Origin of the sequence: Clostridium sp. OM05-5BH (assembly GCF_003481505.1) — a bacterium.
Taxonomy (GTDB): domain Bacteria; phylum Bacillota; class Clostridia; order Lachnospirales; family Lachnospiraceae; genus Otoolea; species Otoolea fessa.
Map to the genome: position 1 here is coordinate 26,272 of NZ_QULJ01000007.1, position 21,989 is coordinate 48,260.

General features: G+C 49.2%; 22 protein-coding genes. 20 read left to right on the top strand and 2 right to left on the bottom strand.

The window, feature by feature from the left end; all coding sequences use genetic code 11:
* Window positions 1–24: 24 nt before the first annotated feature.
* From DXB70_RS09870 to DXB70_RS09890, 5 genes are all read left to right on the top strand, one after another.
* Window positions 25–588, top strand: coding sequence for a prepilin peptidase (locus DXB70_RS09870; RefSeq protein WP_117796599.1), 564 nt, complete (start codon window positions 25–27; stop codon window positions 586–588).
* The gene (locus DXB70_RS09875) at window positions 585–977 is read left to right on the top strand and encodes a hypothetical protein (RefSeq protein WP_118673218.1); all 393 of its coding nucleotides are present in this window, start codon (window positions 585–587) and stop codon (window positions 975–977) included. The genes DXB70_RS09870 and DXB70_RS09875 overlap by 4 nt, the downstream gene beginning before the upstream one ends.
* A 13-nt stretch (window positions 978–990) precedes the next feature.
* Window positions 991–2,613 (top strand): DUF6382 domain-containing protein, encoded by a 1,623-nt coding sequence (locus tag DXB70_RS09880; RefSeq protein WP_117796601.1) that lies wholly within the window; start codon window positions 991–993, stop codon window positions 2,611–2,613.
* 215 nt (window positions 2,614–2,828) lie between these two features.
* The gene (locus tag DXB70_RS09885) at window positions 2,829–3,251 is read left to right on the top strand and encodes an HIT family protein (protein WP_022360422.1); all 423 of its coding nucleotides are present in this window, start codon (window positions 2,829–2,831) and stop codon (window positions 3,249–3,251) included.
* A 10-nt stretch (window positions 3,252–3,261) separates the two neighbouring features.
* The gene (locus DXB70_RS09890; RefSeq protein ID WP_227589698.1) at window positions 3,262–3,819 is read left to right on the top strand and encodes an RNA polymerase sigma factor; all 558 of its coding nucleotides are present in this window, start codon (window positions 3,262–3,264) and stop codon (window positions 3,817–3,819) included.
* A gap of 100 nt (window positions 3,820–3,919) precedes the next feature.
* Here the strand turns inward: DXB70_RS09890 and DXB70_RS09895 are convergent, their stop codons facing one another.
* Window positions 3,920–4,987 carry an undecaprenyldiphospho-muramoylpentapeptide beta-N-acetylglucosaminyltransferase gene (locus DXB70_RS09895; protein ID WP_118673219.1) on the bottom strand — a complete coding sequence of 356 codons (1,068 nt, stop codon included), beginning with the start codon at window positions 4,985–4,987 and terminating at the stop codon, window positions 3,920–3,922.
* A 175-nt stretch (window positions 4,988–5,162) separates the two neighbouring features.
* Between DXB70_RS09895 and DXB70_RS09900 the strand changes: the two genes are divergently transcribed.
* Window positions 5,163–6,008, top strand: coding sequence for a DUF4367 domain-containing protein (locus DXB70_RS09900; RefSeq protein ID WP_118629889.1), 846 nt, complete (start codon window positions 5,163–5,165; stop codon window positions 6,006–6,008).
* Window positions 6,005–6,541 carry a hypothetical protein gene (locus DXB70_RS09905; RefSeq protein ID WP_118493413.1) on the top strand — a complete coding sequence of 179 codons (537 nt, stop codon included), beginning with the start codon at window positions 6,005–6,007 and terminating at the stop codon, window positions 6,539–6,541. The genes DXB70_RS09900 and DXB70_RS09905 overlap by 4 nt, the downstream gene beginning before the upstream one ends.
* Before the next feature lie 189 nt (window positions 6,542–6,730).
* Here the strand turns inward: DXB70_RS09905 and DXB70_RS09910 are convergent, their stop codons facing one another.
* Window positions 6,731–6,979 (bottom strand): TIGR03905 family TSCPD domain-containing protein, encoded by a 249-nt coding sequence (locus DXB70_RS09910; protein WP_022360027.1) that lies wholly within the window; start codon window positions 6,977–6,979, stop codon window positions 6,731–6,733.
* Window positions 6,980–7,360: 381 nt separating this feature from the next.
* Here DXB70_RS09910 and DXB70_RS09915 point away from each other — a divergent pair, with 381 nt between their 5' ends.
* From DXB70_RS09915 to DXB70_RS09975, 13 genes are all read left to right on the top strand, one after another.
* A complete protein-coding gene (locus DXB70_RS09915; protein ID WP_022360026.1) occupies window positions 7,361–8,059 on the top strand; it encodes a 5'-methylthioadenosine/adenosylhomocysteine nucleosidase in 699 nt (232 codons plus the stop codon).
* Window positions 8,060–8,388: 329 nt separating this feature from the next.
* Window positions 8,389–9,474, top strand: coding sequence for a hypothetical protein (locus DXB70_RS09920; RefSeq protein WP_118673220.1), 1,086 nt, complete (start codon window positions 8,389–8,391; stop codon window positions 9,472–9,474).
* A 126-nt stretch (window positions 9,475–9,600) separates the two neighbouring features.
* The gene (locus tag DXB70_RS09925; protein WP_107001753.1) at window positions 9,601–10,950 is read left to right on the top strand and encodes a glucose-6-phosphate isomerase; all 1,350 of its coding nucleotides are present in this window, start codon (window positions 9,601–9,603) and stop codon (window positions 10,948–10,950) included.
* Between the two features lie 428 nt (window positions 10,951–11,378).
* Window positions 11,379–12,746, top strand: coding sequence for an ABC transporter substrate-binding protein (locus DXB70_RS09930; protein WP_118673221.1), 1,368 nt, complete (start codon window positions 11,379–11,381; stop codon window positions 12,744–12,746).
* Between the two features lie 213 nt (window positions 12,747–12,959).
* A complete protein-coding gene (locus DXB70_RS09935; RefSeq protein ID WP_118673222.1) occupies window positions 12,960–13,850 on the top strand; it encodes a sugar ABC transporter permease in 891 nt (296 codons plus the stop codon).
* The gene (locus DXB70_RS09940) at window positions 13,840–14,664 is read left to right on the top strand and encodes a carbohydrate ABC transporter permease (protein WP_022360021.1); all 825 of its coding nucleotides are present in this window, start codon (window positions 13,840–13,842) and stop codon (window positions 14,662–14,664) included. The genes DXB70_RS09935 and DXB70_RS09940 overlap by 11 nt, the downstream gene beginning before the upstream one ends.
* A gap of 42 nt (window positions 14,665–14,706) precedes the next feature.
* Window positions 14,707–15,855, top strand: coding sequence for an ABC transporter ATP-binding protein (locus DXB70_RS09945; protein WP_118673223.1), 1,149 nt, complete (start codon window positions 14,707–14,709; stop codon window positions 15,853–15,855).
* Window positions 15,856–15,933: 78 nt separating this feature from the next.
* Entirely contained in the window at window positions 15,934–16,737 is an 804-nt protein-coding gene (locus tag DXB70_RS09950; protein WP_243099946.1) for a sugar phosphate isomerase/epimerase, read from the top strand.
* A 150-nt stretch (window positions 16,738–16,887) separates the two neighbouring features.
* Window positions 16,888–17,154 (top strand): hypothetical protein, encoded by a 267-nt coding sequence (locus tag DXB70_RS09955; protein ID WP_107001749.1) that lies wholly within the window; start codon window positions 16,888–16,890, stop codon window positions 17,152–17,154.
* Window positions 17,155–17,199: 45 nt separating this feature from the next.
* A complete protein-coding gene (locus DXB70_RS09960) occupies window positions 17,200–18,294 on the top strand; it encodes a hypothetical protein (protein ID WP_118638414.1) in 1,095 nt (364 codons plus the stop codon).
* A gap of 215 nt (window positions 18,295–18,509) precedes the next feature.
* On the top strand, window positions 18,510–19,109 hold the full coding sequence (gene yyaC, locus DXB70_RS09965; protein WP_107001747.1) for a spore protease YyaC: 600 nt from the start codon (window positions 18,510–18,512) through the stop codon (window positions 19,107–19,109).
* 191 nt (window positions 19,110–19,300) lie between these two features.
* The gene (locus DXB70_RS09970; protein ID WP_118523954.1) at window positions 19,301–20,599 is read left to right on the top strand and encodes a LysM peptidoglycan-binding domain-containing protein; all 1,299 of its coding nucleotides are present in this window, start codon (window positions 19,301–19,303) and stop codon (window positions 20,597–20,599) included.
* 72 nt (window positions 20,600–20,671) lie between these two features.
* Window positions 20,672–21,955: a DUF5711 family protein gene (locus tag DXB70_RS09975; RefSeq protein ID WP_022360015.1), complete on the top strand. Its 1,284-nt coding sequence runs from the start codon at window positions 20,672–20,674 to the stop codon at window positions 21,953–21,955.
* Window positions 21,956–21,989: the final 34 nt, after the last annotated feature.

Below are 21,989 nucleotides of genomic sequence, written 5' to 3' on the forward strand. Positions count from 1 at the left end.
AAGGAGGGGTGAGAGGGCGGAGTGATGGAAAACAGTGCAGAGATAAGTTTCATGGGATTTACGCGGATGGATTTGGAAAGTGCAGTATGTTTCCTCTGTGCGGTTGTTTTTTCACTTTTTCTGATGGTCTTTTCCTGGCAGGATTTTCATAGAAAACGGATACGCGTAAGCTGGCTATATGGATTTGGAACGGCAGGAATGGCGCTTACGATGATACGGTGTGTGCTGTCGGTTATAAAAGATGGATGGGATTGGAAAAAAAGTGTGTTGCAGATAACGGTATGGCTTTTGGGAATGCTGCCGGGGATTTTTTTGTTCTGGATGGAGCGGCAGACGAAAGGTGCGGTCGGACTGGGAGATGGCTGCTTTTTTCTGATCACTGGGTGCTATCTGGGGGGATGGCGGACGCTTGAACTTTTGATGGGAGCTGTATTTGTGAGCAGTCTGGCAGGAGGTGTCTGGATGCTTACGGCACTGCTTGGCGGAAAGGGGAATGGTCTATGGGAGAAAATGCGGAAAAAGAAGTTGCCATTTCTGCCGTGTGTGCTTCCGGTGTGGATTTGGATGCTGATAGCATCTCTTGGATGAAGCGGGAGGTTTCTGCCAGTTATACGGTGGAAGCCTCGTTTGTGATGGCGGTTGCATTCTTTTTTATCGCGGCACTGTTAAATGGAGTGTTTGAGGTGCATGGCAGGATTACGGGGCGTTTTGTCCTGCAGGAGGCGATGGAATGGTGCCTGTATCGGGAGGAAAAAACGTTGCGGGGAGATGGAATGACTGTGGGGGAGATAAGCAGCAGAGCTGGACAGCGCCTGCATGGATTCTTCCGGTGCGGAGATGCAGTTTTGACGATCCGGGAAGATGGGGGAGACTTGGACGGAAGGGTAAAGAGCAGTACAGAGACGGAGATATCCCTGCGCGGACAGGAGCCGGAGCGGGCGATCCGTTTGCTGACAGTGTTGAAAAATGCAGAGTGATGGAGGATACGGGATGGAGATTCGGTACAGCCGGGAAATGAATCATAATTATATGATAATCGAAGCGCCGGAGGAAGAAACGGGCTATGCGGTACAGATGCTGTCGGCGAATGCCATCGAAGGGCTTTTGAAGTTCCGGGTCCGCCAGACGGAGGAGGCGAGAGAATATTATTATGAGATAACGTCGAGACAGCCACTTAGACGGGTGTTGGAAAAGCGGACCTTGTCGGGACAAGAACTCCGGTCGATTCTGCTTGGTGTGCTGGCGGTTCTGAAGCGGGTGGAAGAGTACCTGTTAAAAGAGGAACAGCTTTTGCTGGATCCGGAATATCTGTATCTGGAACCCGATCATTTTACTGTGGAATTATGTCTGGTTCCGGGGCATCGGGAAGAGGCGCCGCAGGCGCTCTCAAAACTGCTGGGGTATCTTCTGGAACGTGCGGATCATCAGGATCGGGAGGCTGTTGTATTAGCTTATAATCTGTACCAGATTAGTCTTCGGGAGAATTACGGAACGGCAGATCTGCTGCGCCAGCTTTCGGGGGAAGATCGGATCTTTTCGGCAGAAAAACGAAACGAGGATGAGGGGGATCCTGAGACGGCGGGAGTGTGGGCGGATCGGCAGGAGTGGCTTGAAGCGGAGCAAAATCGGAGGGATACGTTGGAATCTGGATCTGGGAAAATGGCTTTTGACACTCAAACGCCAGCCAGGAAGGATTGGAAATATAGGCAGGAAGCGTTGTATCAGGAGAAAACGACGAAAAAGAACCTGGAGTCGGTAGAAAATTCAGATGAAGTGGGGGAAAAGTCTGAAAGGGCAGGTGGAAAACAAAAGGGACAATGGCAGAACAGGTGGATAAAGGTACTTGGAAGCGCGGTGGCAGCTGGCATTGTGTATTGGTACGTGACGGGAGAAATGGATGTATGGCTGTATGCAATCAGCGGCGGCATCGGGGGAATCGTGTTTTTGAGGGAGATGTTGGCAGCCCGCAGAAAATGGCAGGTATATGGTGGCAGGAAGAAAAATCGAGGTCAGGGAGAGGATAGAGAGGAAAGCACGGAAGTGGATCAGGCGAATGAAGCTGGACGAGGTGGAAAGAGTAGTCGTGTGCGGAATGGTGAGAGGAAAGTGATCCAGAAAAAGAAAGAACGGTCTGGGATAGAAGGGACTCTATCATATCAAGACTGGCAGCAGACAACGCCTGAAAACCGCTGGCAGGTCTATCCGGAGAGTGAAGAAGCTTATCGGCAGGAACTTCGAAGAGAAGAAGAAGCACAGATAGAGCGGGCGAGAGAAGCGGGGACTACGCTTCTGTCTGCCTCAAAGAATGGGGAAGGAACGGTGCGCTTAGAGCCGGTGGAAGCCGGAGGAACAGTGATTCAGATTTCCTATATTCCATTTACACTTGGAAAACATCCGGGGCTGTCGGACGCATGTATTGACCGTCCGACCGTCAGCCGTCTTCATGCGCGGATCGATCAGAAGGAGGGCGTATACATTCTGACAGATCTCAATTCAACCAATGGAACATCGGTCAATGGCTATCCGCTTCAGGCAAATGAAACAGTCAGTTTGGGGAATGGGGATTCCATTTATTTGGCGGATGTCGGATATAAATTTTGGGAACACCGATAAATTGTCTGAAAATATGAAATAATAACCAAAAACACGAAATTGATGTGAATTATTTTGCAAGTACATCAATTTCGCGTTTCTGCAAATTTACATAGAACAAGCCATGGGGATATGCTATAATAAAGGCACTTGACATGGAAGTTTCAAGCCAAGTGACAAAAGAAAATACCGCTTTTCCAGGGAATGGAGAAGCATAGAGAGAAGGAGAGACCGACATGACAGACAAAGAATGTATTTTTTGTAAGATCGCTGGCGGAGAGATTCCATCCTCAACGGTTTATGAAGATGAAGATTTTCGTGTGATTCTGGATTTGGGACCGGCATCGAAGGGACATGCGCTGATTCTGCCGAAGCAGCATTTCAAAGATTTATGTGAGCTGGATCCGGCGATTGCGGCAAAAGCTCTTCCATTAGCTGGAAAGATTGGTGCGGCGATGAAGAAAGCACTGGGCTGCACGGGTTTCAATGTGGTTCAGAACAATGGCATATCCGCAGGACAGACTGTTTTTCATTTCCATGTACATATTATTCCGAGATATGAAAATGGACCGGATATGGTGACATGGGCGCCAGGAAAAGCAACGCCGGAAGAGCTGGCAGAAATTAGCAGCTCCATCCGCGAAGAACTGACGCGATAGGAGTTTGGATATGCACCATGAGAATGAAAAAATGGCGCTTTTTGAAGCGCTTTACAGAGAGTACCTGGTACCGCTGAAGAAATATGCGTATAGAATTGGAGTAGGGTACGATGACATTGAGGATATGGTGCATGAAGCTTTCATTGAATATTACAAGCGCTATTCGTTAGATCTGGATCATAAAGTGAAGTTGGTTTTACTGATCCGCATTTTACGGAGCAAGTGGATCGATAACCGGAGGCAGATGCGGCGCCGCGAGATGCTGCATCTGGAAGATCCGGATGCGGAAGAAGAGATTATGAACCTTCTTTTGGAAGGGGAGATAGGAATTCAGCTTCTGGATCAGGAGGTTATCGATAGGGATATCTATTGGAACGTATGGAAGATTGTCAAATCTATGAAGAAGGACTGGCGGGATGTTTTGATTCTCCGTGTTCTGGAGGGATTGACGGCGGAAGAAGCCTGTGCGGTTTTGAAAATCAAATCAACGGTATGCTGTACACGTCTTTACAGGGCAAAAGCAGAACTGCAGAAGCGCGTGTTGAGGGCAAAGCTGTTTGATATTTAAAAATCACATCGAAGCAGAGCCGTTTCGAATCTGTCCGATGTGATGATAAGCTTACATATTCAGTGTTTTAGTCTTGTACTATACAAACGTAGCAATGCTACTAACTGCGTATGCAACCATGAATCAGCCCCATGATGGTTTTGACAGCATTGTTTAAGTGACTTTCAGACATTTTATCAATGAACTGCTGGCGATTTTTATAGGTCTCTTCGATTGCCTGGCTGAGAGTATCTGCGGTTAAAACTTCTTCTTCCAGAACGGTGCTGAATCCCTGTTTTGCAAAGGAGTTGGCATTTAAGATCTGGTCGCCGCGGCTGGCAGCAGCCGACAGAGGGATCAAAATGTTCGGTTTGCGGAGTGCCAGAATTTCGCAGATGGAATTTGCGCCCGCGCGGGAGATGATCAGATCTGCCGCTGCAAAGAGATGGCGGAGTGGTTTATCCACATACTCATACTGAACATATCCTTCGGTGCCGATGAGAGACTCATCCAGATTGCCTTTTCCGCAGATATGTATTACCTGATAGGTTTTCAGAAGCTGCGGAAGAATGCCGCGGACAGCCTGATTGACCGTGACGGAGCCGAGACTTCCGCCGATGATCAGAATTACTGGGCGATCGGCAGAAAGATGGGCGTACTGGAGTCCCGCCAGACGATCCCCGTGCAGAAGCTCTTCACGGATCGGGGAACCGGTCAGAACCGCCTTATCTTCCGGAAGATATTTAAGTGTTTCCGGAAAGTTGCAGCATACCTTAGAAGCGGCTGGAATACAGATTTTATTTGCCAGTCCTGGGGTCATATCGGATTCATGGATGATGACAGGCACTTTATAATGCTTGGCAGCCAGAACGACCGGAACAGCGACAAAACCGCCTTTGGAAAAGACGATATCCGGTTTGTATTTTTTCATAAGCTTGCGAGCCTCAAAGTATCCTTTCAGAACGCGAAGCGGATCTGAAAAATTCTTAAGGTCAAAATAACGGCGCAGTTTTCCCGATGAGATTCCATCGTAAGGGATGCTGGCTGCCTCGATCAGGCGGCGCTCAATGCCGTTATAAGAACCAATATAGTGAATCTCAAAGTCTTCCTCGCGCAGTGCCGGAAGCAGGGCGAGATTCGGTGTAACATGACCTGCAGTACCACCGCCGGTCAGAATGATTTTTTTCATAGTAGTTTCCTCCACACATCAGCCGCTGGTTACGGTGTGAGGGGACAACCATAACCTGAAAACAACTGTTTTTATGCTTTATCATACCCGCAAAGGGTTACATTTAGTATAGTAAACGGAAAAAAAGAAAAGTCAACCTAAAAGTTAGGACGAGGACAGAGAGGAGGGATAAAAAGTGAGCAGAAGCCGGCGCGGAAAAAAAACTGGAGAAGATGCAGAACGCCTGCTGCAGGAAGCGTTTGGAGTCAGCGAAGATCAGCTGTTGAAGGATTTTATCCTTGCACAGACGGAAGTAAAAGACAGCGACATACCTCCAGAACCAGAAGACGGCTTTGAGAGGTTGATGGCAAAGTTAGAAGCGGAGGTGGGAACAAGCCCGGAAAGTGAAAAAGAATCATCCAGCGAGAACATTGTCAAACTGCACGAAGAAGCTCGCAAACCACGCCGGCTGAAAACGATTGTGAAAGTCTCTGTAGCAGCCGCCGCTATCGCAGTGATGGTTGTGGCGATGGGAATTTCGGCTGGGGCGAAGAGGGAGTATCGGTATGTGGTGCGGGAGAAGGACAGTGTACGGAATGAGATTGTCTTAAATAATGTTGAGGCTATTTCTGGGGAGGATGAATTAGATAAAGCATATATAGAGATAGCTCGAAAAACGAAAATTGAAGTAATGAAATTGGCTTATATACCTAAAAATTTAGAATATGTAAAGGCAGATATAGGAGAAACAAGGGCAGTAATATATTTTAAGTATGGAGAATATAAGGTAAAACTGGTACAACAAACAGGAGATGTTGGAAATTCAATGAGCATTGTTTCAGATAGGAAAAAAGGAAAAAGAATATATAATGAACTTTTAAGAGACTATATTAATATAGACAGAGCCAATGTTGAAAATGGGAAAATAGAATATAGTTCTTATTACAAAAAAGAAGATGCCTATTATCAAATTTCTGGGGTAATGCCACAAAAGGAATTTTGTAGAATGATTAAAAATCTTTATTTAGAGGAGGATTTATGAGAAAAAAATTTTATTCATTAGTTTGTGCTGGATTTATGATGGTAATGGCAGCAATGCAAGTTCAGGCAGCAGATATAAAAAATGTTAATGGCTTTTCTGTTGAAACAGCAGATTATAATACAACAGTAGTATTGGATGAAAATTCTGCAGAAGGAACAGCAGTAGGAATAGAACCGAGGGGAAGCATTATTGATACGGCAACAACTCGTATTAGTAATTTGGGAAAGGGAGATATTGGAATTATTATCGAAACATTAGCTCATGTAGAATGTGATAAGATAAAAAATATTGCAATATTGCAGCGAGAAGAAGATGGTAAATGGGTGGAGGTTTCTAGATATACATATGATGCCAAAAAGGAAGATTTTCCGACAGAGGATTTATCGGGAATGACAAATGAATTTACTGTGAAGAATCAGAAAACAGGTTATAAATATCGAGTGGTAGGAATTCATTATGTCGAGGCAAATGGAAAGGGACAGTCGTTTATGACAAAAACAGGAGGGATTAATATCACTGAATACGGCGACTAATTAAAACGGGGACAGTGTTACTAAATTTATATTTGCAACACGAAATAGTATGAAAAAAGCGATCACATAAATACCCCCACCTGCAACCATCCAGGAATTTCTGATTCAAAATTCCAGATGTTTTCAGGTGGGGTTTTAAAATGGTTTTTCACTATGTCGGCGGGTCAGAAAGAATCTACCAAAGGATACTTATTTCACGTTCGCCTTATACTCCTTCAACGCCTGTGCCAGCTGATCCGGGCAGGAAGTTGGGCGGAAGCCGCACTGGATGCCTTCGATGCGGGAGATTGCCTCGTCAATATCCATGCCATCGATCAGGCGGGCAACGCCCTGTGTGTTGCCGGAGCAGCCGCCGACGAACTGCACATTCTTTACTTTATTATCTTCTACTTCAAAATTAATCTCACGGGAACAGACTCCCTTTGTCTTGTATGTCATGGTAAAACCTCCTCAAAATGGTATGTGTTTTAATCTGCTGTGGCGGGAATCCACCGCAGTAAAATGATTATAGTCTGCCAGTAAAGGTGTTGTCAAGATAACAAAAATCCAGTATACTCATGAAAAGATACGGTGTTATTGTTTGTACAAGGTATACATGGTAACGATGCGGCTGCGCTATTATAAAGTAAATGAACGATTTTCAAATGAAAAATGATGGTGCAGGCACACACTGACTGTAGAGCCGAGTCAGCCAATGGATTTGAGGAAAGAGATGCAGGGGTATAAGCGCAGAAGATCAAATAGTAAGAATTTCTTTTTCTATAAATCTATAAAAGAAAGGCAGAAGAATAAAGAACAGAAAAACAGGAGGGCAAACAGATGTTAGGAATCATCGGAGCGATGGATGAAGAGGTGGCTCAGATCAAGGAGAAAATGACGGATGTTACCGTGACAAGTGTAGCCGGTATGGATTTTTATCAGGGCAAACTGGGCGGAAAGGACGCAGTTGTGGTTCGCTCTGGTATCGGCAAGGTAAATGCAGGTATGTGCAGTCAGATTCTGGCGGATCGGTTCCATATCAGTGCGATTGTGAACACAGGTATCGCCGGTTCCCTGCGTGCAGAGATCAACATTGGCGATATCGTTGTATCGACGGATGCGGTGCAGCATGATATGGATGCGAGCGGATTTGGATACCGGATCGGACAGATTCCGCGTGTAGATACCTTTGCATTTGAGGCGGATGAGAAGCTGCGCGAGCTGGCGATTGAGTGCAACCAGAAGGTCAATCCGGAGATTCAGGCATTTCCGGGACGCGTGGTAAGCGGCGACCAGTTTATCTCGGATAAGGCAAAAAAGGAGTGGCTGATCGAGCAGTTTAGCGCAAGCTGTACCGAGATGGAGGGCGCAGCGATCGCACAGGCGGCATATTTAAACGGAATCCCGTTCCTGATTATCCGTGCCATTTCAGATAAGGCGGATGACAGCGCAGGTATGGACTATGCGGCATTTGAGGCGCAGGCGATCAAGCATTCGGTAAACCTACTGCTTGAAATGGCATCCCGGTATGAGGCATAATGAGTCATAAATATGATTCACAGACGGAATTTTTAACAACCAGAAATTTTGCATGATACGCATTATTAATACCTATAAAAATCGAATTAAGGCAGAATTTGACGAACGATTTTCCCCTTTCTCATCTTCACAAAGACTCTTTCGGCGGATATAATAAAGCCACGATGCAGGCGGGATTTGACAGGCGCAAAAAACAGAATGTGAAAAGCAGAATGCAAAAAGCAGATTGTAAAAAGCAAATTGCAAGAGACAAACTGCGAAGCGCCTAAACCTGACCTGTGGCAAGCCATCCGGAAGTGATCCGGAAGTAGAGAAAGGGGAGCTTTTTTATGCTGGAATTTTTACAAACTGGAAAAGCGCTGTCCGTTCTTGCGGCGATCGGAATGATCGGATTTGTCAGCAAGTTGATTACACGGAGCCTCTACAAAAGATTATTAAAAGAAACTGACAACATGGCGATGACCCGGAACAAGAATCTTCAAAATCTGAAGCAGCGGTTGGAAAATACCTGCCGCTTGGGACAGAACATCGTGAACACGCAGGCATATCTGGACAAGCAGATTGACGGATTTTCATTTTTACATATTTCGCTGGATGCGTGGAACGGCGTGTCAATGGAAATGGTGCTTTTAGGGCTTCTGACCGGAGCAGCGGAGGCATTTCTGGCGTACTGGTATGAGCTGGATGCGAGCTATATTGTGCTGTATGCGTCGGCAGCTGTCATGAGCGGTCTGTTTCTGGCATTTATCGAGAGCTGTTTCCAGATTGACCAGAAACAGCAGCGGCTGGAAACGGCGCTTTTGGAGTATGTGGATAATTCGGTGTTCCTTCGGGCGGCACGTGAGAAGGAGACGCGCGGACAGGAAATGTCAGGAGCTTCTGGAGTATCCGGCGGAATTGCTGGCGCGGATTCGAATGTGCGGGAAATGCCGAAACGGCTGCAGAGTGCTTTGCGGGCAGAGCGTGGTGTGAGCAGTCGGGATGACGCAGAAACGAATAATCGGGATCTGGGAGAAACGGAGTTTGAAAAAGGAAAATCGCGGACAGCGATGAGAGTGAATCCGTTCCGTGAGCGGGATGCACGGGCACAGAATCTGATGCGGGCAGTTCGCACTGCACCGTGCGAATCGGAGGAACGGGACAAGCATGAGACAGATGGGCATCTTACGGATCGCCGGATGGTATCAGGAAATGAAACGGGAAACAATACGGGTCCCAGGCAGGAAGCGAAGGAGCGTCCCGGCGACAAGGAAATGGAGTATTTGAAGCAGAGCCTCGACCAGATTGCAGCAAGCCGGGATACGCGGAAAACACGAAATGGCGAGGCAAATGCGGGTGACTGGATGAAAGGTTTGAGCCGCGAGGAGGCGCAGGTTCTGGGGGATATTATGAGGGAGTATTTATCGGGATTGTAAATAATGATTCCAACTGAAAATCGGTTGCACATGGGTGTCCAGATTGCTATAATAAAGATAAGTTAAGTTTTTGACAAAGTAATCACGCCGCCTGCGGACGGCTGAAATGCAAAGGAGAGGAAACATATGGGAAAAGATGTGATCTTTGATTATTCAAAAGCAGCTGCATTTATTCATGAGGAAGAGATCGCCGGTATCAAGGCGGGCGTGCAGGCGGCAAGAGAGACGCTGGTAGAAAAGACCGGCGCGGGCAATGATTTTCTTGGATGGATCGACCTTCCGGTGGACTATGATAAGGAAGAGTTCGGACGCATCAAAAAAGCTGCGGAGAAGATTCAGAAGGATTCCGATGTCCTGCTGGTAATCGGTATCGGCGGTTCGTATCTGGGCGCAAGAGCGGCGATCGAGTTCCTGTCCCATAGTTTTTACAATAATCTTCCGAAAGAAAAAAGAAAAACACCGGAGATTTACTTTGTTGGCAACAGCATTAGCAGCAAATACATCCATGATCTGATGGATTTGGTCGATGGAAAAGATTTCTCTATCAATATTATTTCCAAGTCCGGTACGACAACGGAGCCGGCGATCGCATTCCGTGTATTTAAGGAGATGCTGATTGAGAAATATGGTAAAGAAGAGGCAAACAAGCGAATCTACGCGACGACAGACCGGGCGCGGGGCGCACTCAAGAATCTGGCAAATGAAGAGGGCTACGAGTCCTTCGTGGTTCCGGATGATGTTGGCGGTCGTTTCTCCGTCCTGACGGCAGTCGGTCTGCTTCCGATCGCGGTCAGCGGCGCGGATATAGATGCGTTGATGCAGGGCGCGGCAGACGCGAGAAAGAATGCACTGGAGACTCCGTTTGAGAAGAATTCTGCTCTGTTATATGCGGCGGTCCGCAACATTCTGCTCCGGAAGGGCAAACAGGTCGAGATTGTGGCAAACTATGAGCCGAGCCTGCACTATGTATCGGAGTGGTGGAAACAGCTCTACGGCGAGAGCGAGGGCAAGGATCAGAAAGGTATTTTCCCGGCAGCGGTTGATTTAACGACCGATCTTCATTCGATGGGTCAGTTCATCCAGGATGGCGCGAGAATCATGTTTGAGACAGTTCTGGAAGTGGCTGAATCTCCGGCGGAGATCATTTTGAAGAAAGAAGATGTTGACACGGACGGTATGAACTATCTGGCTGGCAAGAGCGTGGATTTCGTCAACAAGAGTGCGATGAACGGCACGATTCTGGCACATACCGACGGCAGTGTGCCGAACCTGAAAGTGACGATCCCGGCGATGGATGCATACAGCTTGGGACAGCTCTTCTATTTCTTTGAATTTGCCTGCGGCGTCAGCGGATACCTTCTGGGTGTCAATCCATTCAACCAGCCGGGCGTAGAGAGCTATAAGAAAAATATGTTTGCACTGCTTGGCAAACCGGGCTATGAGGAAGCGAGAGAGGCGCTGCTTAAGAGACTGTAGGGGGCGGACATATAAAAAAGTATGCGTTCTGCGGCATTCTCTCCGGCATGTTCCATGAAGGAAACTGCAGCCCGGATATAAACATAGAAAACGGAACATAGAATAAAAAACGCTTTTATCAGCAAAAACTGATAGAGGCGTTTTTTTGTGTAATAGGAAATTCCTTGGAATTCCCCATTACACAAAAAGGCACATTCTTTTATGCCGCAGAACCTCGAAAAAACAATTTTCAAAAATTATAGATAATTTTTACATAAATCACCTCCTGCATTTTACAAACCATCTTTAAGATAGAATCTGGACACAGCACAAGTGATTTGACAGAAGAGAAGCGCGGCAAAGGACTCCCGATCACGATTTTGACATAGATGGCTGGTTCCAAGGTAAGACAGACTGGGAGATGGGACACCGCAGCAGGAGGAGAACGAATGAAGGTAAGTATGAGACGTCTGATGGCGCTTGCGATGGCAGGCACGATGACATTGATGGCAGGATGCAGCCAGGCATCCTGCTCGGCGACAGGAAGCAGCGACACACAGAGCGCGTCCGGAGAGAGCGGGGCAGAGAAGGCGGCATCCGGCGATAAAACGGTGATTGAATACTGGCACTGTAACGCAGAAACCCAGGGAGGTCTGGTCGTAGACGATCTGGTAAAGAAATTTAATGAGGAAAATGATCACATCGAGGTAGTAGCGAAATACAACCCGGATATGTACAAAGGTCTGATGCAGAATCTGCAGGCGGAAGCGGCGACCGGAAATACACCGGCGCTTGTTCAGATTGGCTGGGCATTTCTGGATTATTTCTCCAATAACTTTGACTATGTGGCGCCGCAGGATGCGATTGATAAATTCGACAGCGAGGATGCAAATTTCTTAACCGACAATTTCCTTCCAAATGTCTTAGACCTGGCGGTCAACAGCAACGGCGAGCAGGTCGGAATCCCGTACTCCTTAAGCAGCCCGGTTCTCTACATCAATAAAGATCTCTTAAAAGAAGCGGGCCTTTCCGAAGATGGACCGGAGACCTGGCAGGAAGTACAGGAATTTGCCGAGGCAGTCAAAGAGAAGACAGGAAAATATGGTTTCTATATGCAGGAACCGGCAGACTTCTGGGCGCAGCAGGCATTGGTTGAGAGCGCGGGAGCGGATATGTTGACTGCGGATGCATCCGGCAAGAAAAAAGCAAGCTTTGCAACCGAGGACGGCATTGCGGCAATGCAGATGATGCAGGATATGGTAAAAGATGGTTCTGCCCTTCATGTTTCATGGGAAGAGGGCTGCCAGAGCTTTATCGACGGCAACTGCGCGATGCTTTACACCACCATTGCGAGACGCGCTTCCGTACAGAAGGGGGCACAGTTTGACGTAGCAACCGTGAAATCCCCGCTGTGGAACGACAAGGAGCGCAAGGTTCCGGCAGGCGGCTGTTTCTTAGCCATCACCGCGCAGAGCGACGAGCAGATTCAGGCGGCATGGGAGTTTGAAAAGTATCTTTACAGCGTAGAATCAATGGCAGCATGGACCGAGGGAACCGGTTATGTACCGCCGAGAAAAGATGTGGCAGAGGCAGAAAATGGATTGAAAGATTTTCTGGCTGAGAACACAATGATGAATGCAGCGATTGAGCAGATGGACGGCGTTGTATCATGGACCGCATTCCCGGGCGATGCAGGCCTTGAGGCAGAGCAGCTTCTTCTGGATATGAGAGACCAGATTCTGGGCGGTCAGGTATCTGCGAAAGATGGTATGACGAGCACACAGGATGCGATCAACCAGCTGCTGGATGCACAGTAGGGACAGGCAGCCTGACGCTTGGAACGGCTTTCGGGTGGCAGAAAAATCATTACAAAATTTAGGACAGAAATGAGAATGGGGTTGTTGCGGAATAGCAGAACGTGTTTTGGCAGAATGGACTGCGTGCAGATAAGACGCAGGAAGCGGCCGGAGCGCGAAAGAGCTGTTTGGCGGCAGCCCCTTCATAAAATGCATTGGAATGGAGGAAATAGTTTGAATCGGGAGGACAAAAAACAGGCAGCGCTTGGATATGTTTTTTTGCTGCCGTCGTTCGTCATGTTTGCGGTATTTATGTTTTATCCGCTTTTTTACACGCTGTATTTGAGCTTTTTTGAGTGGAACATGGTAAAGCCGGTCAAGAAGTTTGTGGGACTGGGGAATTATATTTCCGTTTTGAAGGATCCGAATACATGGAAAATCTTTGGCAATACATTCTGGTACATCGTGATTCTTCTGGTGTTTAACTTTGTGATGCCGTACATTTTATCATTCATTCTTTCGTGCGTCATCAAAAAGGGACAGAGTTTTTACAAGGCGGTCTTTTTCCTGCCGAGTGTGATTTCGCTGGTCGTCGGCTCGATTCTGTATACATGGATTCTGAATCCGATTTCGGGTCCAGTCGCGATTGTGGCAGGCTGGTTTGGGCTGAAACTGCCGTTTTGGTCGAAAACGGAGGGCTGGGTCATCGCGGTACTCTGCATTATCACGACCTGGAAGACGTTTGGCTACAATTTCATCAACATTCTGGCGGGTGTCTCCGGTGTCTCAATGGAGGTCATCGAGGCGGCGCGTCTGGAAAATGTGCCGATGTGGAAGATTTTTAAGGATATCGTCGTGCCGATGAGTTCTGCAACTGGAATCTATGTGTTTATTACGACGATCGTGCAGGGACTCCAGTATGTGTTCACGCCGATCAAGGTCGTCACACAGGGAGGACCGAACTATGCCAGTTCGAACCTGATTTATATGTCGTACCATGAGGCGTTTACACTCTATAAAACAGGAACTTCCTCGGCGGTATCGGTCATGACGATGGCACTCTTTATCATTCTTTTGGTGCTGGAATTCCGGTTTGTAGAAAAGGGGGTTTACTATGAAAACTAAAGACAGACAGATCGGCTGGCATCTGTTTCTGGTGGTGGTCGTTTTCCTCCTTCTGATGCCGATCGTATTTGCAATTTCCAACTCTTTCAAGACGATGCAGGAGGCGTTCAACACGGTTTTTCAGGTGATTCCGCTGCATCCGACGCTGGAAAATTACCGGCATGTATTTGACAAACTGCCGTTTGTGAAAATCACGCTGAATACGTTTCTGATCGCATCGACGGTCACGATTTTTAAGACAATTACGGGACTTCTGGCGGCGTATGCGTTCGTCTATTTCCGGTTTAAGGGAAAAGGATTTTTGTATTTTATTATGTTAAGCACGCTGTTCATCCCGTTTACGGTCACGATGATTCCAAATTATCTTCTGATCTCTAAGATCGGTCTGCGCGATCGCATCTGGGGCGTCGCACTGCCGCAGCTGGCGGATGTGCTGGGAATTTTCCTGCTGCGCCAGGCAATGCGTGGAATCCCGCTGGCACTCATTGAGGCGGCACGGATGGAAAATATCCGGCACATGAAAATCATGCGCGACATTGTGATTCCGCTGGTGCGTCCGTCCATTATTTCCACCGGCATTATTTTCTTTATCAATTCGTGGAATGAATATGTGTGGCCGGTGCTGATCTTAAAATCCAAGGAAAATTATACGCTGTCGCTGGCATTGCAGATGTACATCAGCGCCGAGGGCGGTACGGAATTTACGATCGCGATGGCGGTGTCGGTGCTCACGATGCTGATTCCGCTGGTACTGTATATCATTTTCCAGCGCTATATCATCAATACATTTGCGGCGTCTGGATTGAAGGGATAACGGGAGATTGCGTCGGACATAAGAAAGGGATAGATTAATTCAATGAAAAATATTGTATTTGAAAATGTTAAAAAAGCGTATGGCAAAAATGTGGTCGTGGAGGACCTCTGCATGGAGGTAAAGGAGGGCGAACGCCTGATTTTATTAGGTCCGTCCGGCTGTGGAAAATCGACGACACTTCGCATGATTGCGGGACTGGAAAATGTGACCGCCGGAAACCTGTGGATGCGCGACCAGGTGGTAAACGATGTGCCGTGCGGCGAGCGCGGTGTCTCGATGGTGTTTCAAAACTATGCGCTGTTTCCGCATATGAGCGTCAAGAATAATATCATATATGGTTTAAAAGCGCACAAGATGGATGAGAATGAGATCGATGCGCGCTTAAAAGAAGTCCTCAAAATGCTGGAACTGGAAGGGCTGGAGGATCGGAAGCCGAAGGAGCTTTCCGGCGGACAGCGCCAGAGAGTGGCATTGGCGAGAGCCGTGGTAAAGCGCGCCGACTATTTCCTTCTGGACGAGCCGCTGTCAAACCTGGATGCACAGCTTAGGATGCGTGCGAGAAAAGAACTGGTAAAAATCCATGAAATGTACCACCCGACGTTAGTCTACGTTACGCACGACCAGATCGAGGCGATGACGGTTGGCGATCGGATCGCGCTCATGTACCGGGGCAAGATGGAAATGCTCGATACCCCGTCACACGTGTACAATCGTCCGGCAAGCGTGTTCTGTGCGAAGTTTATCGGTTCGCCGTCCATGAATATCGTGGAGGCGGAATATCATAACGGGGCGCTTGTCATCGGGAAACAGAAGGTAGAACTTCCGGGTATCTGGCAGCGGATCGCCGCGCAGTGCCCGTCGGGACTGCTGTACGCCGGTGTCCGCCCGGAACACGTGATGATGAGCCGCACCCCGCAGGAGCGGTTGATCGAGGGCATGGTCCGTTACGTGGAGGATTACGGAAACCGGTACGGTGTTTATATTCAGGTCGAGGGAGACAAGAACGAGCTGATTGCCATCCGCGAGGGCGAGATTCCACAGCCGGGTGAGAAGGTATACATCCATGTGGAGACGGAAAAGCTGCATCTGTTTGACCGCGGGACGGAGAAATCGCTCGGTTACCCGGAGATGGTGATCCGCGCACAGGAAAAGCTGGCGGTGCCGAAATTGGAAAAGGCGATCGCCCAGTAAGAATAGAGATAATAGAGCGAAAAAAGTGTTTTCAAAACAAGATTATGAACGTATATTTTGAAGAGGAGACATGCAATCATGAGAAAAATTCTTATCAGCACTAATATGTATAAAGGCAGCGAGTTCGGTCAGGTTCTTCCGTATCTCAAACGGTTTCCTGGACAGGTGGGAGTCGAGGTGTTTCCGATGTTTCATGAGGAATGCTTTGAGAAGAACCTGCGGGACGCCATGCCGCTCTTAAAGGAAGTCCCGGTCAGCTTCCATGGTCCATATTATCAGGCAGAGCATTCGGCAGCGGAGGGGACTGTAGAGTATGCGCGCACGATGGAGCTGCTTGAAAAGACGCTTTCGTATGCGAAAGAGCTTTCAAGCAAATATCTCGTTTATCATCACAACAACTGCCGCATCATACCGGGCGAGAAGGAAGACCGCGGCCGTGTTTCCTGTGAAAATTATCACACCGTGAAACAGCTGTGTGAGGAGGCGGGAACCCAGGTGGTCGTGGAGAATGCCGGAGTTCTGGAGCGCGGAAACCGTCTCTTCGATGAGCAGGAATTTATCGATCTGTGCCGCCGGGAACAGTATGCGGTGCTCATCGACATCGGGCACGCCTGGGCGAACGGCTGGTCGCTTAAGCGGGTCGTAAACGCGCTGGCGGACCAGATTGTGGCGTACCATCTCCACAACAACGACGGTGTCCACGACAGCCATCAGAGGATTCATGAGGGAACACTTGATTTTGACTGCTTTTTAAAACTGGCAAAGCAGGCGACGCCGGATGCCGAGTGGGTCATGGAGTATGCGATGGACGTTTCTGGAAATGTGCGGGGGATTGAGGAAGATCTGCAGTTTCTTTTGAAAATGGGAAGTGCTGCACGATGACACAGTGGCAGTGAATTTTGCCGAAAAGCCCCGCCTTGTCAACTCTTAAAAAAGCTGATATACTGGACATAAGATTGTGAGAAAAGATGTCCGGAGAGAACATCCGGACACGGTAAAAATGAAATTTGACAGCGGGAAAGGAACGGCAGGATGTTTCGTCTTTGGGGAAAAATGATGAAGGAAAACCGGATGCTTAGGGATATTGTGATCAGCAACGGTGATTATACAATGTCGAGAACGGCGATGGTGTTTGACGCGATCGACCAGATTTGCTATGCCTTTGATCTGGGGCATCCGGTCTGGCTGGATAAGACGATCGAGGAGTTCAAACGTCACGATAAGGCGCGTTTTACCCAGGACAACTTTATCGAGAGCATCGATTTCGATTATCTGGAGATACAGGTGCTGGAAGAATAAAGGGCAGGCAGCCGTTACAAAAAGACAAAGACCGGGAGGGGCGAGATGGCACAGGCGATAACGGATGTGAAAACATTTCTGGAAGACGCCAGACAGGCAGTGGTGGAGCTGGCGGAGTTTGAAAAACAGGAGGAGACGCTTGCTCAGGAAGAGAAAAAGCGTCTGCGCGTGCTGGAGACGGAGCGGAAAGCGGTGGCGGATGCCGTGAATTCGACCGTGAAAAGGCGCCGGGATGAGATTGAAAAAAGCTATGACGATGAGCTTGGGAAGCTGCAGGATAAGCTGAAACGCACGCGGACACGCCGCGAAAAGGCGAAAAACCAGGGCATCAAGGAGCGGATTAAGGAAGAAACGCAGGAGCTTCACGCGCACAACCGAGAGCTTTCCGTGCGGATGCGGACGCTGTTCCAGTCGGATCGTGTTCCATTTGTCTGCAAAAGCCCACTGTACTATGCGCTGTATTTCCCGAGGGGATTCAAAGAATTTCTGACGGTGTTGATTACCTTTGCGATCTGTTTCCTGTTGATCCCGTGCGGCATCTACAAGCTGCTTCCAGAACAGAAGACTTTATACCTGGCGATGATCTACGGCGTGGATGTGGTTGTTTTTGGCGGACTGTATATCCTGATTGGAAACTGGACGAAGGATCGCCATCTGGCGGCGCTGCAGGAAGGACGTTCGATCCGCAGTCTGATCGCGGCGAACAACCGCAAGATCGCGGTGATCACCTCCTCGATCCGCCGGGATCGCAGTGAAGCGCTCTACGATCTGGAAAAATACGACGATGAGATCTCCCAGATGGAGCAGGATCTGGAGGAGACGGCGAAGAAGAAAAAGGACGCATTAAACACCTTCGAAAATGTGACAAAAACCATCCTGACCGATGAGATCACCAGCAACAGCCGTGCAAAGCTCGAACAACTCAAAGAAGGCCATCAGGAGGTCGAGAGCCGCCTGCACTATACCGAGACGGTAATCAAGGAAAAGAGAATCTTTATCACAGATACCTACGAGTGCTACTTAGGCAAGGAATTTCTGAATCCAGAAAAGTTGGACGCGCTAAAACATATTCTGGATAACAGCACAGCCGTTAATTTAAGCGAGGTCATCGCAGAGTACCGCGAACGCGGCGGAAAGTAAACTGTGGAAATTATTTCATAAAAATAAATAATTAGATATAGGAACAACCAGAAAAAAGATGTGACACCGGGCGCTGTAAAGCTGCCTTCTGTCACATCTTTTTTCGTCCGTGTATATAGCCTTCAATTTTCGCATAATTTCCTGCCACCCCGCCTATAATAAAGGTAAAACAACCCCTGTCCAACAGGCAGGGAGAAAACAGGACGGTGTGGGAGATGAACAGACGGGGACGCAGCCGGTTCGGTGGCAGTCCGGAGATATATTACTACAATTCAGCCCGCCGGGACGCGGTGGGAGAGCTGGCAGGGCAGTTAAGTGGGCTGATTCAGGAAGAAATGACCCGAAGGCATAAAAAGAAACTGGTTTTCCTCTGCATCGGCACGGATCGCTCGACCGGAGACAGTCTGGGACCGTTGATCGGATATAAACTTAAACAGGAACGGCGGCGCGGTACGCTGGTATTTGGAACACTTGATCGCCCCGTGCACGCGATGAACCTGGAACATTACGTGCAGGTTTTAAAAAATGGGTACCCGGATGCGCTGGTGGTGGCGGTCGATGCCTCGGTTGGCGATGAAAGCCACGTCGGCTATGTCACGCTGGGGCGTGGGGCTTTAAAGCCGGGGCTTGGCGTCTGCAAGGAGCTTCACGCGGTCGGAGATCTCTTTATCACCGGGATCGTGGCGGGCTGCAGCCATTACGATCCGATGATGCTGCAGAGTATCCGCCTGGCACTCGTCATGCAGCTGGCAGACTGCATCAGCGCGGGGATCGGGCTTGTCGAAAATTTTTGCCTGGATGCTGCCTCCGTTTGACAAATTTTGCATGCAATCGGCGTTATGATAGGCGGAAAGAAATTCATCATACTCCTGAAATTACGGAAAATCATGTTACTGTATTTGAGCAGGTATTTTCAGCACTGAAAATGCTGCACGGTGCAGCAATCAAATCATGGAAGCAAGTACAGACCCGGTTTCAGGAGAATCTATCATAGCGGGGTGAACATATGGGAGAATATTCTGGTTCCCGCGCAGAACTGCCGAAAAATATCCGGCAGATCGGCGAGCGGGATGAGGTGGTCCGGTTGTATGTGGAGGATTATGTAAACACGTATTTGAAACAGGTATATCCATCCGGCGGACCGGGACTCCGGGTCGGGCTGCTGCTCGGAAATTCGGATCCACAGCAGGAGGTTCCGTGCCTCTTTGTGGACGGGGCGCTGGAGATGGAGGAGGTTGTGCCGTCCGGGGAGAAGATTGTCTTTTCGGAGGCGGCATGGAAAAAGGCATACCAGCGGATGGAGGAGACATTTCCGAAAAAGACCGTGCAGGGGTGGTTTATCTGCGGCGCGCCGGGGTGTATGTTAAGTCCCCTGACCTACTGGCGGCTGCACAAGCAGTATTTCGGTGGGAAAAACCAGCTTATGTACATAAACAGCGGTGTGGACGGTGAGGCGGCATACTATGTGATGTCGGAGGACGGATTTTACCGTTTGAAAGGATATCATATATACTACGAGAAAAACCAGATGATGCAGGACTATATGATTCTGCGGAAGGACGCCCGCCGGGTGGAGACAGGCACCGGCGATCGGGTGATCCGCGATTTCCGTAACCGGATGGAAGAGCGGCAGCAGGAGGCGGCGTCGCGTTACGGGACGATCCGGGCGCTGGGGACGCTGTGCGGCGTGCTTTCGGTCGCGGTGCTTGCCGGCGGCGTGGTGCTTTTCGGCAATTACCAGAAAATGCGCGAGATGGAGAGTGTGCTGGTATCCGTCCTCCCGGATGGTGTGCGGGGCACTGCGGACGGGAAAGAGGCGGTCACGGTGGAACAGCTCCGCGGCAGTGTGACGCCGCTTGAGAGCGGCGATGTGGATGCAGACGGAACAACAGCGGAAAACGGAGGACAGGCGCATAAATGGACACTTGAGAGCGCGGCGGATGGAGATACAGAGGGCACTGCCATAGCAGGCAGACAGAATGGACAGGCTTCCGGCGGGCAGAGCGAAGAGGACGGAAAAATGGCGGAGACGAAAGCCCCGTACATTTTGCCGGAGCCGGAGGCACAGCGCGACCTGCCGAATCCGGGCGGCAATTCGACGGCGGGACAGGACTATCCGGTCACAAACTTGAAGCCCGGCGGCACGTACACGGTCGGGGACGGGGAGACGCTCTATGGGATCTGTTTTAAGCTTTATGGCAATATCCGTCATCTGGACGATATCCTTGCGGTCAACCATCTGACCGATGAAAACCGCATTATCGCAGGGCAGACGCTGGTGCTGCCGGATGTGTCCGGAGAATAGCAAAAAGATAATGCCAAACCATCTAAAATAGTGTATAATCAAGATGGCAGTCCAGCTACAGGAGATAAAAAAATGAGTGAGATGAACCCGATTGAACGGGAACAGAAGAAAAAGCAGCTGAGAGGGCGTGTGATCGACACCGCCACGCAGGACATGTTTCCCCGCCGGGGCATAAGCCACGGGGAAAATGAGGAAGAGGTGGCGGAGAAAGCCGAGCGCCATTCCAGACGGAAACGTCTCCGCAGGGTGTTGACGGCGGTGTTAATCGCGGCGCTTTTGGCGGCTGGTTTTATGTATTATAAAGATAACCATGCCTACACGGACTATACGGTGGCGTGGGAAAAAGAGATTGCGGCGAGTGAGAGCAGCACGACGGAATTTGTCCCGTTTGGGGAAAATGTCCTGAAATACACGAAGGACGGAGCTTCCTATCTGGACAAGTCCGGCAAGGCGGTCTGGTCGATGAGTTATGAGCTGAAATCACCGATCTGCTATGTCAACGGCGATTATGCCGTGATCGGGGACCAGCAGGGCAATGATATTTATATTGTGGACAAGACCGGAAGCCAGGGACAGGCGACGACGCTTCTGCCGATCCTGCGCGTCAGCGTATCGGCATACGGCATCGTGGCGGCGCTGGTGGAGGACAGCAATGCTTCGTATGTGACCTTTTTCAAGAAAGACGGCAGCGAGCTTGACTGGGCGATCAAGACGGTTATGTCGGGAAATGGTTACCTGATGGACGTTTCCTTATCGCCGGATGGTACGCAGGTCATGCTTTCCGACCTGTATCTGCAGGACGGGGCACTCAAAAACCGGATTGTATTTTACAATTTCTCCGAATATGGAAAGAATTATCCAGACCGTCTGGTCGGAGGTTTTGATGAGCTGGGAGACAGCATCTGTCCGCGCGTCCGGTTTCTCGACGAGGATCACGCGTGTGCATTTGCGGATGATCAGGTGGCATTTTTCTCTTTGGAAAATGTAACAAGCCCGGCGCTGGTGCGCCAGGCGGAGATCGACGGGGAAGTCCGCGGCGTGGCATGGTCGAAGGACTATGTGGCGGTCATCTCGGACAACACCGAGGGCGGAAGTGAGAGCCGTTTGAGCATGTTTAAATCCGATGGAACCGCTATGGGTACGGCAGATTTCTCGTATTCGTGGCGTAACATAAATATACAGGGCGATTTCGTCATCCTAAATAACGAAAATTCCTGTCGGGTCTACAGTCTGTCCGGCAAGGAGCGGTTTGCCGGGGAGTTTGATTTCTCTGTGGCGCAGGTAACACGCGGCCGCGCGTTCAATTCACTGATTATCAGCGGCGGCGACCGGATGCGCGAGATCCGCCTCAAATAACACACGTTTAGTTTTTAAAATTAAGATACATAGC

What these genes read in the sequence shown, in the direction of transcription:
- DXB70_RS09905 (WP_118493413.1), top strand. Translation starts at nt 6,005, where the DNA reads ATGAGAAAAAAATTTTATTCATTAGTTTGTGCTGGATTTATGATGGTA.
- DXB70_RS09960 (WP_118638414.1), top strand. Translation starts at nt 17,200, where the DNA reads ATGGCACAGGCGATAACGGATGTGAAAACATTTCTGGAAGACGCCAGA.
- DXB70_RS09950 (WP_243099946.1), top strand. Translation starts at nt 15,934, where the DNA reads ATGAGAAAAATTCTTATCAGCACTAATATGTATAAAGGCAGCGAGTTC.
- yyaC (WP_107001747.1), top strand. Translation starts at nt 18,510, where the DNA reads ATGAACAGACGGGGACGCAGCCGGTTCGGTGGCAGTCCGGAGATATAT.
- DXB70_RS09925 (WP_107001753.1), top strand. Translation starts at nt 9,601, where the DNA reads ATGGGAAAAGATGTGATCTTTGATTATTCAAAAGCAGCTGCATTTATT.
- DXB70_RS09945 (WP_118673223.1), top strand. Translation starts at nt 14,707, where the DNA reads ATGAAAAATATTGTATTTGAAAATGTTAAAAAAGCGTATGGCAAAAAT.
- DXB70_RS09970 (WP_118523954.1), top strand. Translation starts at nt 19,301, where the DNA reads ATGGGAGAATATTCTGGTTCCCGCGCAGAACTGCCGAAAAATATCCGG.
- DXB70_RS09885 (WP_022360422.1), top strand. Translation starts at nt 2,829, where the DNA reads ATGACAGACAAAGAATGTATTTTTTGTAAGATCGCTGGCGGAGAGATT.
- DXB70_RS09975 (WP_022360015.1), top strand. Translation starts at nt 20,672, where the DNA reads ATGAGTGAGATGAACCCGATTGAACGGGAACAGAAGAAAAAGCAGCTG.
- DXB70_RS09895 (WP_118673219.1), bottom strand. Translation starts at nt 4,987, where the DNA reads ATGAAAAAAATCATTCTGACCGGCGGTGGTACTGCAGGTCATGTTACA.
- DXB70_RS09940 (WP_022360021.1), top strand. Translation starts at nt 13,840, where the DNA reads ATGAAAACTAAAGACAGACAGATCGGCTGGCATCTGTTTCTGGTGGTG.
- DXB70_RS09870 (WP_117796599.1), top strand. Translation starts at nt 25, where the DNA reads ATGGAAAACAGTGCAGAGATAAGTTTCATGGGATTTACGCGGATGGAT.
- DXB70_RS09890 (WP_227589698.1), top strand. Translation starts at nt 3,262, where the DNA reads ATGCACCATGAGAATGAAAAAATGGCGCTTTTTGAAGCGCTTTACAGA.
- DXB70_RS09955 (WP_107001749.1), top strand. Translation starts at nt 16,888, where the DNA reads ATGTTTCGTCTTTGGGGAAAAATGATGAAGGAAAACCGGATGCTTAGG.
- DXB70_RS09875 (WP_118673218.1), top strand. Translation starts at nt 585, where the DNA reads ATGAAGCGGGAGGTTTCTGCCAGTTATACGGTGGAAGCCTCGTTTGTG.
- DXB70_RS09910 (WP_022360027.1), bottom strand. Translation starts at nt 6,979, where the DNA reads ATGACATACAAGACAAAGGGAGTCTGTTCCCGTGAGATTAATTTTGAA.
- DXB70_RS09915 (WP_022360026.1), top strand. Translation starts at nt 7,361, where the DNA reads ATGTTAGGAATCATCGGAGCGATGGATGAAGAGGTGGCTCAGATCAAG.
- DXB70_RS09930 (WP_118673221.1), top strand. Translation starts at nt 11,379, where the DNA reads ATGAAGGTAAGTATGAGACGTCTGATGGCGCTTGCGATGGCAGGCACG.
- DXB70_RS09920 (WP_118673220.1), top strand. Translation starts at nt 8,389, where the DNA reads ATGCTGGAATTTTTACAAACTGGAAAAGCGCTGTCCGTTCTTGCGGCG.
- DXB70_RS09880 (WP_117796601.1), top strand. Translation starts at nt 991, where the DNA reads ATGGAGATTCGGTACAGCCGGGAAATGAATCATAATTATATGATAATC.